Here is a 15,645-nt window from a genome sequence, read left to right on the forward strand (position 1 = left end):
GTTATGTGTTAAATATCAATTCAAGAAGTTATTCATAATTTTGAATCTAGGAAAATACTTAATTAGGATATCTGAATAAAATAGATTATTATCTGTATTAAAAAATGTAAACTTTATAAATTATACGTATTGATACTGAACCTATTTAACAACAAATATCTCAGAATAAAAAAATCAGTGGAGATATGATAAATATTTTTTCCTATCACCCTACTATAATATCTCCAAACTGTTGCTAATACATGTTATTGATCTTTTTGCAAAAAAGATTTGATTTTGCTATGAATACTGTTTTAGTTGTAGAAGATGGATTAACTGATTTAGAACTAATTTGTAATTGCTTACAACAAGCTGGATATTCCGTTATTAAAGCAAAAAGTAGTGAAGAAGCAGAAGAAAAGCTGTTACAAAGTCAGCCAGATTTAATTTTTCTCGATGTAATCTTACCAGGTAAAAGTGGTTTTGAGATATGTCGAGAAATTAAAAGTAACCCTGCCACAAATAAAATTCCTGTAATTTTTTGTTCTACGAAAAATAGCGAAGTTGATAAGTTATGGGGCAATATGTTAGGCGGTGATGCTTATCTCAGTAAACCAATCAATCAAGATGAGCTTGTGGTTACAGTGAAGCAATTAATTAAGTGATCGGCAAGAGATGAAAACAGAAAACAAGCAAAGATATCTAAGCTTGACTTTAAAGGATCAATACATAGCACTTATCACCTTAGAACATGTCCAGGAAATATTCACCATTGACTTGACAAATATTTGTCGAGTACCACAGATGCCTAGTTGTGTTGTCGGTGTATACAATTGGCGTGGTGAGATGCTATGGCTAGTTGATTTGGAAAGGATGTTTGGCTATCTTCCTTTAGGATCACAAACAGATTTATTTTCTAAATTGATGGTGATAAAACTCCAGTATCAAGGCAAGTCTTTGGGAATTTTGGTACGTGAAATTCGAGATATTGAAAATCTGGATATACAGTTTATGAAATCACCAGATGAACATTTATTTTCTCTGGAATTATCTCCTTTTGTACAAGGTTACTTTATCAGTCCTAGTGAAGAAATATTAATTAGTTTGAATACAAAAGCAATATTTCAAGCACAGGTTGGGGTAGGAAACCAGAAGGATGACAAGGAAAGGTATTTCATGGACTGCTTATAGATGCTGAAGGTTAATAAACATATTCATATAAATAGAGGTTCTATTCATGACAATTACCTATGACAATTATCAAGAAAATAGTTTTGTTGTTAATCAAGAAGAAATTTTAGAAACAACAGATATCTCTCAAGCATTTAAAAATTGGCGAAAACAATGGCAAGCGATCGCAAAGCAGATGCGACAAGCCACAGATGCAGATACACTGTTTCAAGTCACAACCAAAGCAGTACGGGAAATCATCGCAGGCGATCGGGCCTTAATTTATCGTTGGCACAATTTAGATACAGGTGTGGTGTTGGCTGAGTCCAAAACTATTGGTTGGACACCTGCATTTGGTGAAAACTTGCCTACCATTGTCTTTGGTGTTGACCCAACTCCAGATTACTCAGAACCGATCACAATTACAGATATCAACCAGGTAGAACCTACTCCTTATCAACGTCAGTTGTGGGAAAAATTTCAAGTCAAAGCTAGTGTGTCAGTACCGATTCTTGTAGAAGATGAATTGTGGGGATTGTTAGCAGTTCATCAATGTGGGATGTCGCGCCAATGGCAAGAAGCAGAAATTAATTTACTGACACAAGTGGCGACAGAATTGACCTATGCCTTGCAGAGGTTTCAATTTCAAAAGGAACAGCAACAGCAAGCCCAGGCAAAAAAAGCTGTTGGTAAGGTGATTGATAAAATTGTCCGCGTTGCCAACGTTGATCAGTTTTTCCAAACTTCCACTCAAGAAGTGCGTAACTTACTGCGTTGCGATCGCGTTGCCCTTTATCAATTTAAGTCTGACTGGAGTGGTGAATTTATTGCGGAATCGGTTGGTAATGGCTGGGTGCGTTTGGTAGGACCTGATATTAGAACAGTCTGGGCAGATACCCATCTCCAAGATACCAAAGGCGGACGTTATGCTCGTAGTGAAAGCTTTACAGTTGAGGACATCTACAAAGCAGGATTATCCCAGTGTCATATAGATATTTTAGAACAATTTGAAGCCAAAGCTTACATGATCGCGCCCGTATTTTCTGGAGAAAAATTATGGGGACTGCTAGCAGCTTATCAAAACTCTGGCGCGAGAAAATGGCAAGAATGGGAAATTAGTTTTTTAGCTCAGATCGGTATGGGGTTTGGTGTCGCCATCATTCAGACTGAGTACTTGGAAAAGTTGCAAGAAAAATCAGACCAGTTAACCCAAATTGCCGAACAAGAAAAAGCTTACAGTAAGATTACCAATCGCCTGCGGCAATCACCAGATGTAGACACGATTTTCAAAACCACAACTCAAGAACTCCGCCAACAATTACGTTGCGATCGCGTGGCTGTGTACCGTTTCCGTGATGATTGGAGTGGCGAATTTATTGCCGAATCTGTTGCTAGTGCTTGGGGGCGCTTGGTAGGTACAGAAGTTAACAAGTTCTGGGAAGACACCTATTTGCAGGAAACCAAAGGGGGACGACTGGCAAAGGGTGAAAGCCTTGCCATTCATGATATCCATCAACAAGGATTGTCAGCTTGTTACATCGAACTACTAGAAGAATTTGAAGCCAAAGCCTATGTAGTTTCACCGATCTTCTTTGGGGACAAATTGTGGGGTATTCTCGCCGCCTATCAAAATTCCCAACCCCGCCATTGGCAAGAGTGGGAAATCAACTTACTTGCCAGAGTCGGCGATCAGTTAGGACTGGCGTTACAACAAGTTGAATATCTGCAACAACTCCAAACCCAGTCAACCCAACTAGCAGCATTAGCTGCCAAAGAAAAAGCAGCAAAAGAGTTATTCCAACAACGTTGCATTCAAACCCTCACAGCCCTTCGTCCAGCCTTAGGAGGAGATTTGACTGTCCGCGCCCCGATCACAGATGATGAGTTGGGGACAATTGCCGATGCTTATAACAACACCTTGCAAGCACTGCGACAGATAGTCATACAAGTACAAAAAGCCGCCCAGCAAGTCGCCCAAACTTCTCAAGATAGCGACGCATCCCTTGTAGACGTGATCAATTTGGCACAGCAACAGTCCCAGGAAATCTCTGTAGCCTTAGCTGAAATTCAACTGATGGGAGATTCCAGCCAAGCAGTCGCTAACAGTGCTGATTTAGTCCAAGTCGCTGTAGAGAAAGCAAACCAAACTTTGACAGCTGGCGATCGCGCCATGAACCAGACAGTTGAAGCAATTCAAGCAATTCGCGAAACCGTCGCCCAAACCAGCAGAAAAATTCAGCGTTTAAGCGAATCTTCTCAGAATATCTCCAAAGTAGTCAACTTAATTAGTAACTTTGCCACCCAAACAAATGTCCTAGCCTTGAACGCAGCCATAGAAGCCACTCGCGCTGGCGAATACGGCAAAGGTTTCGCAGTCGTTGCCGATGAAGTTCGTTCTCTGTCTCGCCAATCAGCGGCGGCTACAACCGAAATTGAAAAACTGGTGCAAGAGATTCAAGCAGAAACCACAGACGTAGCAATGGCAATGCAAACAGGTATTCAACAAGTACTAGAAGGAACCAACCTAGTTAACAATACCCGCCATAACCTCAACGAGATAGTAGCAGCCACAACAAATATCAGTCAATTAATTGCACAAATTATCGCAGCTACCCAAACTCAAACCACACGATCTGTTTCTGTTACCACCTCCATGCAACAAGTCGCTGAAATTTCCCATAATACCGTCGCCCAAGCCCAAGCTTTAGCCGCCGTATTTCAACAACTTCTCGCAACAGCCAAAGAATTACTCACAACAGCCAGTCAATTTAAAGTTAGTTAGTTGTTGATTGTTGGTTATTGATTGTTGGTTGTACCAGACGTGCTATGGCACGTCTGTACATTGGTTAGTGGTTAGTAGTTACTTGTTCTTTAAACTACTTACTCCCCCCACTCCTCACACCTCCCCACACCTCCCCACCTCCCCACCTCCCGAGTGATACCATGATCACAGACCCTGCAATTCGCGAACAAGGTTACATCTATTTCCTGGCAGAAGCACCAGAATTACTGCATCAAGTTGAACAAGAACTGTTGAGTTTATCAACTGATTTTAGTAATGCCAAAGTACATAATTTGATGCGGGCAACCCATACAATCAAAGGTGGAGCTGCTAATGTCGGATTGGACGTCATTAGTAAAGTAGCCCATTACCTAGAAGATGTAGTCAAATCTCTCTATCATCCTGATGTTGTTATAGATGCCCAACTGCAAACATTGCTGGTAGAGGCTTATGAGTGTCTACGTTTACCAATTACAGCAGAATTGACAGGAACGACAATCGATGAACAAGAGATTTTGCAACGTTCAGCAACAGTGTTCGCGAAGTTACAAGAAAAACTAGGAGATGCATTTACAGATAGTAATCATATTCCCACATCCGCAGAATTAGGATTTGACATTATTCAGTCAATTTTTGAAACTGGTGTCCAACAAAGGCTAGAGACGATCGCAACAGCATTGCAATCCACTACAGATGCTGAAGCGATCGCTGAGTTATTACGTTCCGAAGCAGAGGTATTCCTTGGCTTGGGTGAGTCGTTAAGTTTACCAGGATTATGTAATATTGCTGAAGCTATCATCAAGGCATTAGAAACCCATCCACAGGAAGTTTTCCAAATAGCAGCAGCAGCATTAGCTGATTTACAACAAGCCCAAAGTGATGTGTTAGCAGGCGATCGCACTCAAGGTGGCACACTTTCTCAGGCTTTGCAACAATTGACAACAAAAATCCAACCAGCAAATGAAATTGATTTAAATGCAGAAATTGAAGAATTATATCAATTTTTAACTCAACACTTTCAAGTTAAAGGTAAGTGTTTAAAACCTCAAACAGCAAAGTTATATGTCCAAATTGTCTACTATCTTTTAGCTTGGTTTGAACAGGAATTCAAAATTCCTACTTCTGAACTTAATTTATCATTACTTGTTCCCCAATTTGTCAATCTTCATACACACGATAATTTGCCCGAGTGGCTACAAAAATTTTGGCAATTTATCGCTGATAAGGAAGATAGTTATAGCCTAAATCTTTATCGCCAAGGCGTAATTTTGACTGTTATTTTAGCAGTGACACGCCTACAAGCTCAAAAAGGAAAAGTTCAAAATGTTGTATTAGAAATACTTGCCGAACAAATTAAAGCTATAGCCCAAGAATACAAGCAATATCCGCCTGTAAATTGTCAAGAAAAACAATGGTTTACAAGTCGGAAATTACAGGATTTAATTAAAAATTCGCAAATTATATTACCTAGCATTAATAATAAAATTATAGAAGAAAATTATCAATTACAAGAATTAGTTATCGATAACGAGAGTTATCAGAGTAACCAGATACAAAAATTAGACTTAGAAAAATTTTCAATTCCAATACCAGAAACACCAAAAAATATTTGTTCTACTGTCACGGCAGAGTCTAAAATTATTCCCAAAAGTGACGTGAAACCAGATGTGTTAAGCATTTCGCGTCAAAAAACCTTCGTGCGTGTGGATGTTGAAGATTTACAACGCCTTGATTATTTAGTTGGAGAATTATTGATTAGCGAACAACGCTACAATTTGCAAAATGAAAAACTCAAAGACATTATCAAACAGTTGTTGCAGCAATTACATCAACATCAAAATGGATTAGAAGACACATTGCAATTACAAAAGACAGCAGATTCTCTCAATGCAGTGTTACAACAATCCCAGCAAATGCAACACAAGCAGCAATCTTTAGTACTCAATGTGATTGATCAGCTGGTATCAGCACGGATGTTACCTGTGGGATACGTTGTAGAGCGTTTTCCCCACATGTTGCAACATCTGAGCCAAGTATATGGCAAGCAGGTGCAGTTGCAACTGACTGGTACACAAGTTTTAGTCGATAAGGCGATCGCTGAAAAATTATATGATCCCCTGCTGCAATTATTGCGTAATGCTTTTGACCACGGTATTGAACTTCCAGAAGTCCGCCGTCAACAAGGTAAACCAGAACAAGGTGTAATTGAAATTTCTGCTTACCATCGCGGTAGCCAAACAGTGATTGAAGTCCGAGATGATGGACAAGGATTAAATTTCCACAAGATTTACACCAAAGCCGTACAACTTGGTTTGGTGAGTGCAGACAACACTTCTATTACATTAAATCAACTCCTCGAATTCTTGTTTCAACCAGGATTTTCTACCACTGATCAAGTCAGCGAAATTTCCGGACGGGGAGTAGGTTTAGATATTGTGCGATCGCAATTACAAGCACTCAATGGTTCAGTGACAGTGCAATCTCTACCCGGACAGGGAACAACATTTATCCTGACGATTCCTTTTTCTATGACTACAGAAAAACTGATGCTGGTGCAAGCAGAGGGTGTGACTTACGCACTACTATTGGATAGTATCGAGAAAATCCTCATACCAACTCCTGAGCAAATCAAAGTATTTGATGGTAAACAAGTTCTTTACTTGCAAACAGAACAAAATGAGTACATAGTCACTTTACAGCAAATGGCACAGTTAATGCCTTATAGTGACTGCGATCGCGAATCTCCTGTTCTAGAATCGCTTAATTCACCTGTATTGTTATTACGTTGTCAACAAGAAATTTTAGCTTTAGTTGTTGACCAAATCATTGGTGAACAAGAACTAGTAATTAGACCTTTGGGAAGCGCGATCGCACCACCAAAATACGTTTATGGCTGTACAACCTTGGCAGATGGGACGCTGGTTTTAGTAATTGATGGCGCTTTGTTAACACAAACACAACAAAGAATACAACCGCAGTTAGACTACATGCGACTACCAGTAGCAGAGATTCTGCAACAAAACAGTTGCTTCCAACTCTCTACGGACACGACCCAATCTCTGCCATTGTTAAACTCAGTGTCACCATCTGCATCCAAAGTCATACTGATTGTGGACGACAACCTTAGCTTTCGTCAAACTCTCTCCCTGACTTTGCAAAAATTTGGTTATCAAGTCTTGCAAGCAGAAAATGGTCTAGAAGCACTAGAAAAATTACAACAACATCCTGAAATTCAGCTAGTGATTTCTGATTTAGAAATGCCACATATGAATGGACTGGAATTCCTCAGTCGCCTGCAACAGCATCCTCAGGTAGGACGTAGACCTGTCATTATTCTGACATCTCGCAGTGTGCAAATTTACGGTCAAATGGCCCAACATCTGGGAGCGATCGCCTATCTTACCAAACCTTATGTAGAACAGGAACTGGTTTCTACAGTGGAACGGTTTGTGAGTGCTGGTGAGTTAACACCTTGCTAGTTGAACACTCATATTATTCGTTGGAGTCGGTAATGGGTAATGGGTAATAGGTAATGGTAATGCTTAATGCCCAAGCTTTATATCATAGGCAATTAGTCGGATATGATATCAATCCCCGCCTTTGTTCCTTAGGACAGATGTGGTGAGAGGCAATAATTTTCTAATTGCAGGGTTGCAATTTGTAACAACAATCTGAGAAAATGAGAAGAATATGAAAAATAATTAGATCAAACTACTGCCTGTGAAACTTGATTCCCTACCCATGAGTGCTGCTAGTACATCTCAGTACAACTCTGTGGAGACTCGCCCTAGCGCATCTCTATATTCTAAAAGTCAGCAACAAATAACAGAAAATCTTGATAGCAATACGAGTATTACTACAGTCACTTCACCATCACCTGCTGTTGCTGATTGTACTCAAAAGCAGTCACCCATAACTATTTTCGCCACCACTTTCTTAACCATTTTTCTAGCGGAAATTGGTGATAAGACACAGCTATCCACTTTACTCATGAGTGCAGAATCACATTCACCGTGGGTTGTTTTTGTCGGTTCCGCAGCAGCACTGATTACTACTAGTTTATTAGGTGTACTTCTAGGTAGTTGGATTGCTAGTCGCCTTTCTCCAAAAACTGTCGAAAAAGCAGCAGGAGTAATGCTGCTGTTGATTTCCCTGATGCTGTTTTGGGATGTAATTTCTTAATTGTTCTTTGTTGGTTGCAAAACTTCAAACAACCACCAACTACCAATCACCAACCAACAAAATTTATGAACTGGCATCTTTTAGGATTGAGCTTTATCACCGTTTTTCTATCTGAGTTAGGCGACAAAAGTCAACTAGCCGCGATCGCTCTTTCTGGTCGTAGCCAATCTCCTCGCGCTGTGTTCTTTGGAACTGCTGGGGCGTTACTGTTAACTAGTTTGTTGGGAGCATTAGCAGGTGGGGCTGTGGCAGAATTTTTACCCACGAGGTTGTTGAAAGCGATCGCAGCTGTGGGATTTGCCATACTTGCTGTACGCCTGCTGTGGTTTAAAGATGAAACTTCTCAAGATGAATTGTAGAGACGCCCTACTATATATAGTGCGTTTCTACAAATTCTATTGCCGCCAGCACCAGCTTAAAAGCGTACCACCTGCTACTAATTTGATAACTTCCAATAGCCAATAACCACCATGCAATAAATTCATATTCGCTGGGACTTTTGTTGTCGTCTCAAATAGGTTTAGTTGCATTCCGATAGCAGACATTTCCGGTGTTAACCAATAGGTGGTAGTGAGTGATATAGCTAACAGCAGTATTGATAAAATCAGGCTACCAGACCGCCAGTTAGATTGAGTTTGATTAAGAGCTAAAACACAAGTTAACACCAAACCAGCAGCCAATAATTCTATACGGTTAAAATTCCAGAAAATAACGTAACCTGCTGTAGCAAAACTGGCTTGTGTGATCATACCAGACACATAAAGACTAGGCATAATCACCCAGTCTAAAAGCAAACTAGCACTGAGCCAGAAGCCCAAAGTTAGCATCACAATTGATTGCAAAGTCGGACGCTTGAAGCCGAAACTAGAAACAGTATTCATGGTAAATAAATAATTGCTTGTATTTATAACTCTAGTTTCTAACTTAATAAATTAATTTGACAACTAATTTCAATTATCTTTTACATTTATCTTTGAAAAGTATATATACTTACGTACTCAGTCATTAAAAAAAGTTTGAAAAGCCTAATTTCATACTTAACACGATTTCGATAAATATTATCAGACTAAGCAATTGAGTTGCCCGCAACTTGCCTGTAACTAAACTGTTTCAATCAGTTATCAGTTATTGATCACTGTGAAAGCGGTTTTTTGCCCTGTGTCTGCACGCTGCGTTGCCCACGTATTGTAGCTAATTAATAACTAAATTAAGAATATTTGCAAATATATTAAGTAATAAAAATACAAGTTAATTTTACTCGAGGGCACTCCCCGACATAAATATACGGGGATTCGCCCAAGATATGGTTGCAGGTATTGCCCAGTAACTGGTAATCGTCAATTGGTAATTGCAAAGACTCCAACAAATTCTTACCAATTACCCACTACCTATTACCTATTACCGGGGGCGTGGCGTTGTCCTCCATATCTTTTAAAAAACGCTTCCACCTCCCCCAATCCTTGGTGATAAAATATATTATACAAATAATAAAAATTAGTTTTATACATTAGGCTAACTTAGCCAAATAAAGCAATGCGCTTTCCATTTTTATTAGGTACAGCACTAACTTTAGTAATAGCGATCGCACCAGATGCTGTCCTCAAAACTCAAGCAGTGCAGCTTAGAGATGGCACAGTATATTTTGTCCAACCTCCTTCGCTAGAAGGAGCAATTACTACCTATAAAACAACATATGCCTGGGGTGCAACATACTATTTTACAATCAATTTACCTGAAAATGCTGGAGAACCACTGCAAAAAATAACCATAAACCAGCATCAAGGAGTAGACCGTGTCCGCTTCGACCTAGAAGATACCGTTGTTTTTGAAGGTAAGCCTGGCGATAAAAGGCAAAAACAGCAACTCAAAGACGTGACAAGCGATCGCAAAACCAGAACAGTATCACTGACATTTGATCCACCAATCCCACCAGGTAAAACTATCACTATTGGTCTGAAACCTTACCAAAATCCAGGAGTTAGCGGGGTTTATTTGTTTGGCGTCAAAGCCTTTCCTGCGGGTGAGAAAAGTTACGGGCAATTTCTTGGTTACGGACGCTTGCAATTTTATAGCCCAACTTTCCTTTAACAAGATTAGCTTTCCTAGTTGAAATGAATTTTTCTTGGCGTCTTGGTGTCTTTGTGGTGAAAAAGATAATCTTTGAACCACAAAGACACTAAGACACAAAGAATGTAATACTGTTTTGTTGCGTGTCTCATAAGTGCGATCGCGCCTTATTATCCCCTGTCCCCGTTGTCTTCCCATCTCCCTTATTTTACTTATCCTTAAACGTCCATACACCATCATCCCAATCTGCATCTGATGGAGGTTTTTGCAACCAGTATAGACATCGGTTATGATGCATCTTTGCAGCTTGGTCATTTTTGTCTATTTCCAAAACCTTGGCAAACTCAGCTTTGGCTGAGAAAAACTGACGATTCAGATAAAAATGTCGTCCTTTTTGATAATGTTCAATTACTTGTAATTTCTCACTACTTATGTTTTCGGAACGCAAGCCTACTAATTCATATATGGCTACTGGTTCATTTCTACCTTTGACACGAATATAATCTAGTTCTCTAGCCCAGATATAATTTTTACAGGGGTGATATGTTTTATCACTGATAATAATGTCACAGCCGTACTGCTTGCTGACGCTTTCTAGACGGGAACCAAGGTTGACTCCATCACCAATCGCTGTAAATTCCATCCGCTTGCTAGAGCCAATATTGCCACTGATGACCACATCAGAATTAATACCAATACCAATATTAATGCGTGGTTTGTTACGGGCATGACGACGGGCATTAAATTCTTGCAGACGGTGGCGCATTTCTAATGATGTTTGCACAGCCATCCAAGCATGTTCTTGCAAAGGCAAGGGAGAACCATACACAGCCATGATGGCGTCTCCAATGTATTTATCAAGAGTACCTTTATACTTAAATACAGCTTCTACCATCGATTCAAAATATTCGTTGAGCATACTTACCACTTCCTCCGCTTCTAGGTTTTCTGTTAAAGTGGTGTAGCCACGGATATCAGAGAATAAAATTGAAACTTCTTTGCGATCGCCTCCAAGTTTAGCATCGTCTAGTTTCAGTAATTCTTCTGCCAATTCCTGAGTCATGTAACGATACATCGTACTCTTGAGGCGCTTTTCATCACTAATATCATCCATGACTACTAGCGCCCCCCGCACTTGGCGATGATCGCTAGCATCGGCTATTGTGTTAATCGATAAATTTACACTGTGTTGCACTTCGTCATGAGATACTAAAGTGCGATCAGGGTAATACTGTTCGCGATATTTGATCTCTGCTGCATTTAAAGCATAGTGACACCATTTTTTAAAGTTACCTTCTTTAATCCGAATGATGTCAGTAATTAACTTACCTTCTAGTTTCTCTTCTACTTCCAAACCCAACAAGCGCTTAGCACTTTCATTTGCAGCGATAATATAACCACTTTGGTCTGTAGAAATAACACCATTAGAAAGACTGCGGAGAATATCTCGCTGCATTTGTTCTTGTTGCTTGACTGTGGCAAATAACTTCGCATTTTGCAGTGCTACTCCCGCTTGAATATTAAAAGCCTCCATAAACTCTTCATCATTGCGATCAAAACTAGCTTGGAAACATTCGGGAGCGAGGGGCCAATCGGCGGGGTTATAAACAGGAAAATCACCAGTTTTCTTTTTATTGACCAGTTGGGTGACACCAATCAATTCGCGATCAGCGTTAAATACTGGCATACAAAGTAAGCTACAAGTACGATAGCCATTTTGCTGATCAATTTGTTTGGCTGTATCCGAGTCAGGATGATTATACAAGTCAAAGGGAATATTTAGCGTTTTGCCGGATGCTGCGACTATCCCAGCGAATCCCTTGCCAATGGGGACACGTAACTCTTTAGTAGAACCATTATCTTGAGTGATTTTCGTCCATAATTCATGGCGATCGCGATCTACTAACCATAGAGTACTGCGATCAGCGTTCATTAATTCCTTGGCTTCATCCATCACCCGCTTGAGGGTGTCTTCTAAATCGAGACTGCTTTGAGAAAGGGATTTGATCGCCTTCATCAGTGCTGCTGCGGCTCTTTGTTTTTGAGTAGCAACATAAAAAGAGCGCGACGACTCCAAAATCAAACGAATAGAAGGGGCAAACTCCTGAAATAGCTGTTCATCAACACTCGTAAAGCCTCTAATATCAATTCGTTCTGATAGTGGTGCATGGCAATTGTTGGGATATTTTAATTTATTCAGCAATTGCACCACAGCCACTAACCGCCCTTGCTCATTTAACAAAGGCAAAGCTAGCATTGTGTAAGTACGGTAGCTGGTACTTTTTTCTTGTTCTTGGGCAAAACGAGAACGTGGATCGTCGTAAAAATCAAAAGGAATATTGATCACCCGTTTATAAGTAGCTACTTCCCCAGCAATACCCTTATCAGCCGGAATGCGAATTTCTAAAGAGCGATCGCCCTCCCCCCCAGCTACAATTGACCACAATTCTTGTTTTTCTTCATCCAATAAAAATATTGTCGTTCGGTCTGCTCCTAATAATTCCCCTGTTTTCAAAGTGATAGACTGTAACATTTCTTGCAAGATTGTCTCAAAGCCATGAGAGTCCAGCATGGATAGGGTTTGATTGACAATCAGTAACTTTTGTTCTACCTCCTTAACGACTTGTTTAAAAGTATCCTGCTTGAGAGGAGCAAGAAACGAAGAAATAGTCCCCTGTCTTCTAGCAAGACTACCCACAGGAGCAGTATTTTGCGGCGAGTCGTGGTTTTCGCTGCGAACACCTATAATCAAATCGGCGGCTTCACCGCAACTACGTTGTTGAACTGACATAACTAACTTTTGATATAGGTAACGGTTTTATGTGTTAAAGAATGTCGCTAATAATTATGTAAATGTTGCTACCAGCCAAGCTAGATTAACATTATCCACAGTTTAATCTTTCTATAAAGCAAGCGTCACCCTGAATACAAAGTAAAAGATGGGGTGATGAAGCAATAGGGTGATGTGGCGATAGAATGCTAGGAAGCTAAAAGTCGATTTTACTACCATACTTTAATCGTAAATCCACTAGGACTAAATAGATACCATAGTCCAGACTAGGTGTAAAGCTTAACTTAGTGTCTTAGTGCCTTTGTGGTTCAAAAGTTAAATTTTTCACCACATAGACGCCCCAGGGGCTTCCCGCAGCGTAGACACTAAGACACGAAGAAACAAAAACCAGCTTTGCGGAAAAGGTAGTTTTTTGAAACGCACAGTCACGCAGAGCAAGCGCACCAGGGACGCCGAGGTTTGAGGAAGATTATTCGCTAGGGATTAATGAAATATCAGACTTAGCTGTTCTATTAATTTATTAATATGTGTTTGCTCATGAGTTGCCATGAGAGAAATTCTGATTCTACTGGTAGGAACAGTGGGAGGACGAATCGCCGGGGCAAAAATTCCAGCAGATTTGAGTTGGTTTCCTGCTTGCAGTGCGTCTGTTGCGTTAGCAAATTCTAAGCAGAGAATGGGTGATTGTGAAGGTAGTAGTTTAAGATTGGGTAAGTATTGGTGTATTAAGTTTTTTAAGTAATCTACATTTTTCCACAATTGAGTGCGGCGTTGTGGTTCTTGTTGAATAATATTGATTGCTGCTAACGCTGCGGCTGTATCTGCGGGTGAAAGGGCTGTAGTGTAAATCCAACTCGGGGCGCGATTTCGTAAATAGTCGATGAGTGTTGCACTTCCAGCTACATAGCCACCCAAGCTACCTAAAGCTTTACTCAATGTCCCAATTTGTACTAATTGCTTACCTGTACAGCCGAAATGTTCGACGCACCCTGCACCTGTTTTTCCTAATACCCCAGTAGCGTGGGCTTCATCGACTAGCAGCATACAGCTAAATTCTTGGGCTAGATCAATTAGTGCAGGTAAAGGACATAAATCTCCATCCATACTGAAGACGCTATCGGTAGCGATCAAACAGCGTCGATAGTCTGGGCGTAATCTTTGTAACTCGCTTTTGACTGCTTCAACATCACAGTGGGGGTATTCAACAATTTTTGCACCACTAAGAATTGCCCCATTTTTCAGGCTGGAGTGATTATACTGGTCAGCTAAAATTAAATCTCGCTTGCTTACTAAGGCTGTAATTGCACCCAAATTTGCTAGATAGCCGGAACTGAATACAACTGCATCTTCTGTTTGCTTGAGGGATGCGATCGCTTTTTCTAGTTCTCTGTGTATTTTTCTATGCCCACTGAGTAATCGGGAACCAGTACTGCCAGTGCCAAATTCTTGCACAGCAGCAGTAGCTGCAAGTATCAAACGCTCATCCCCAGCCAATCCCAAATAGTCATTACTGGCAAAATTAATTACTTCCTGCCCCTGGAGTAACACTGTCGCACCAGGACAACCCTCGATGGTTTGTACCGAACGATACCAGTCTGCACGGTGAATTGTTGCCAGAGATTGTTCTATCCAAGCGTAGGGATCAGACATTGGAAGGGAAGAAACTAGGGAATTGTAAGACTTTTATTTGCTTTAGCTTTATAAGTTTATATGGTTATGGAATTTAGCGATAATGTCACTAATTATCTAGTTCTGTGGATGTGTGTGATTGCAGTATCTTCAAATAACGTAAAACAAAAAATTTTGTCGTTACCAAAATTTACATAATTCCTGAGAATTGCACCTACCTCATTCGACAAAACTACGCTTTTCGTATAGTGTGTTCGCTAATGGCTTACAGTTGAAATGCTGTTTATAAAATTTACGGACTTGAAAAATTTTTATTAAAATTTTACGCAAAATATTCTAATTGAGGATGTTACATGAAAAAATCCTATATGGTTCAGCTTGAGTATCCGAAATATTTTATATAGTGAAGCTTCCGCATAATAAATCATTAGCTCTTACTGTCTTCTTTTGCTAGATCAAGATATCTTTAAAAAATTATGAACCTACCCAAATGGCTTTTAGTCAGCTTATGGACTTCAATCTTAGCTTCACAAGTTGTCACAGCAAGTACTGTTGAGCATAACAAAACAGCACACATTGTCGCCCAAACTGCTTATCAAGATAAGGTATGGCCTTTAATGAAGAGCCATGTACCCAATGCTGGTGATAAGAAAAGTCTGTTATGCGTATTTTCCAAAGCACGGAATTTGGCACCTTACAACTTTCTTTTGCAGGAGTTATATAGAGAAAGTTTTGGTGATAGAGTTGCGGCAAAAGTCGGAGAGTTTTTGAAAAAAAATTCTCATGACTTTACTTATCAATTCCATATGCAGGCAATGAATGATGGCGCTGTCAGAATTCATACTTTAGATACGAGAGATAGCTATATTAATCACAATTATATTGTCGACTTTTACCCTAATGAAAAATATAATTTTATCAATTATGGTAGATTACCACATACGAATCAAAGCCAAGAAAAAATTTTGCAAATTTACAAAAGATTCCTTCCTAGTGCATTGCAAAAAAGGTGTATGCAACATTTCCAATACTTGGAACTTTGAAA

At 39.9% G+C, this 15,645-nt stretch carries 11 protein-coding genes; 8 read left to right on the forward strand and 3 right to left on the reverse strand.

The genetic code is table 11. From position 1 onward, the window contains the following. Window positions 1-281 precede the first annotated feature (281 nt). The 6 genes from UYK_RS0105675 (at window position 282) to UYK_RS0105700 (ending at window position 8,472) form a co-directional block, all read left to right on the forward strand. A complete protein-coding gene (locus UYK_RS0105675; protein ID WP_016864813.1) occupies window positions 282-644 on the forward strand; it encodes a response regulator transcription factor in 363 nt (120 codons plus the stop codon). Between the two features lie 10 nt (window positions 645-654). Continuing rightward, window positions 655-1,170: a chemotaxis protein CheW gene (locus UYK_RS0105680; protein ID WP_009457892.1), complete on the forward strand. Its 516-nt coding sequence runs from the start codon at window positions 655-657 to the stop codon at window positions 1,168-1,170. Window positions 1,171-1,216: 46 nt separating this feature from the next. Continuing rightward, entirely contained in the window at window positions 1,217-3,931 is a 2,715-nt protein-coding gene (locus UYK_RS0105685; protein ID WP_009457890.1) for a GAF domain-containing protein, read from the forward strand. 161 nt (window positions 3,932-4,092) lie between these two features. Then, the gene (locus UYK_RS0105690) at window positions 4,093-7,410 is read left to right on the forward strand and encodes a hybrid sensor histidine kinase/response regulator (RefSeq protein WP_016871069.1); all 3,318 of its coding nucleotides are present in this window, start codon (window positions 4,093-4,095) and stop codon (window positions 7,408-7,410) included. Between the two features lie 262 nt (window positions 7,411-7,672). Beyond that, a complete protein-coding gene (locus tag UYK_RS0105695) occupies window positions 7,673-8,113 on the forward strand; it encodes a TMEM165/GDT1 family protein (protein ID WP_009457884.1) in 441 nt (146 codons plus the stop codon). 65 nt (window positions 8,114-8,178) lie between these two features. Further along, entirely contained in the window at window positions 8,179-8,472 is a 294-nt protein-coding gene (locus tag UYK_RS0105700; RefSeq protein WP_009457882.1) for a TMEM165/GDT1 family protein, read from the forward strand. A 36-nt stretch (window positions 8,473-8,508) separates the two neighbouring features. Here UYK_RS0105700 and UYK_RS0105705 read toward each other — a convergent pair whose 3' ends face one another. After that, window positions 8,509-8,994 carry a DUF4149 domain-containing protein gene (locus UYK_RS0105705; RefSeq protein WP_016871071.1) on the reverse strand — a complete coding sequence of 162 codons (486 nt, stop codon included), beginning with the start codon at window positions 8,992-8,994 and terminating at the stop codon, window positions 8,509-8,511. A gap of 652 nt (window positions 8,995-9,646) precedes the next feature. On the opposite strand from UYK_RS0105705, the gene UYK_RS0105710 reads away from it, so the two are divergent. After that, window positions 9,647-10,201 (forward strand): DUF2808 domain-containing protein, encoded by a 555-nt coding sequence (locus tag UYK_RS0105710; protein WP_009457878.1) that lies wholly within the window; start codon window positions 9,647-9,649, stop codon window positions 10,199-10,201. A 187-nt stretch (window positions 10,202-10,388) separates the two neighbouring features. Here the strand turns inward: UYK_RS0105710 and UYK_RS0105715 are convergent, their stop codons facing one another. Continuing rightward, complete coding sequence (locus UYK_RS0105715; protein ID WP_016871072.1) at window positions 10,389-12,971, reverse strand: adenylate/guanylate cyclase domain-containing protein; 2,583 nt, start codon at window positions 12,969-12,971, stop codon at window positions 10,389-10,391. A gap of 483 nt (window positions 12,972-13,454) precedes the next feature. Then, window positions 13,455-14,621 carry an 8-amino-7-oxononanoate synthase gene (bioF, locus tag UYK_RS0105720; RefSeq protein ID WP_009457876.1) on the reverse strand — a complete coding sequence of 389 codons (1,167 nt, stop codon included), beginning with the start codon at window positions 14,619-14,621 and terminating at the stop codon, window positions 13,455-13,457. Window positions 14,622-15,076: 455 nt separating this feature from the next. Between bioF and UYK_RS0105725 the strand changes: the two genes are divergently transcribed. Further along, window positions 15,077-15,643 (forward strand): hypothetical protein, encoded by a 567-nt coding sequence (locus tag UYK_RS0105725; protein WP_009457875.1) that lies wholly within the window; start codon window positions 15,077-15,079, stop codon window positions 15,641-15,643. The last annotated feature ends 2 nt before the right edge of the window (window positions 15,644-15,645 follow it).

This window comes from Fischerella thermalis PCC 7521, from assembly GCF_000317225.1.
Lineage (GTDB): Bacteria > Cyanobacteriota > Cyanobacteriia > Cyanobacteriales > Nostocaceae > Fischerella > Fischerella thermalis.

Coding starts and splice junctions, on each gene's coding strand:
- UYK_RS0105675 (WP_016864813.1), top strand. CDS start 282: ATGAATACTGTTTTAGTTGTAGAAGATGGATTAACTGATTTAGAACTA.
- UYK_RS0105680 (WP_009457892.1), top strand. CDS start 655: ATGAAAACAGAAAACAAGCAAAGATATCTAAGCTTGACTTTAAAGGAT.
- UYK_RS0105685 (WP_009457890.1), top strand. CDS start 1,217: ATGACAATTACCTATGACAATTATCAAGAAAATAGTTTTGTTGTTAAT.
- UYK_RS0105690 (WP_016871069.1), top strand. CDS start 4,093: ATGATCACAGACCCTGCAATTCGCGAACAAGGTTACATCTATTTCCTG.
- UYK_RS0105695 (WP_009457884.1), top strand. CDS start 7,673: ATGAGTGCTGCTAGTACATCTCAGTACAACTCTGTGGAGACTCGCCCT.
- UYK_RS0105700 (WP_009457882.1), top strand. CDS start 8,179: ATGAACTGGCATCTTTTAGGATTGAGCTTTATCACCGTTTTTCTATCT.
- UYK_RS0105705 (WP_016871071.1), bottom strand. CDS start 8,994: ATGAATACTGTTTCTAGTTTCGGCTTCAAGCGTCCGACTTTGCAATCA.
- UYK_RS0105710 (WP_009457878.1), top strand. CDS start 9,647: ATGCGCTTTCCATTTTTATTAGGTACAGCACTAACTTTAGTAATAGCG.
- UYK_RS0105715 (WP_016871072.1), bottom strand. CDS start 12,971: ATGTCAGTTCAACAACGTAGTTGCGGTGAAGCCGCCGATTTGATTATA.
- bioF (WP_009457876.1), bottom strand. CDS start 14,621: ATGTCTGATCCCTACGCTTGGATAGAACAATCTCTGGCAACAATTCAC.
- UYK_RS0105725 (WP_009457875.1), top strand. CDS start 15,077: ATGAACCTACCCAAATGGCTTTTAGTCAGCTTATGGACTTCAATCTTA.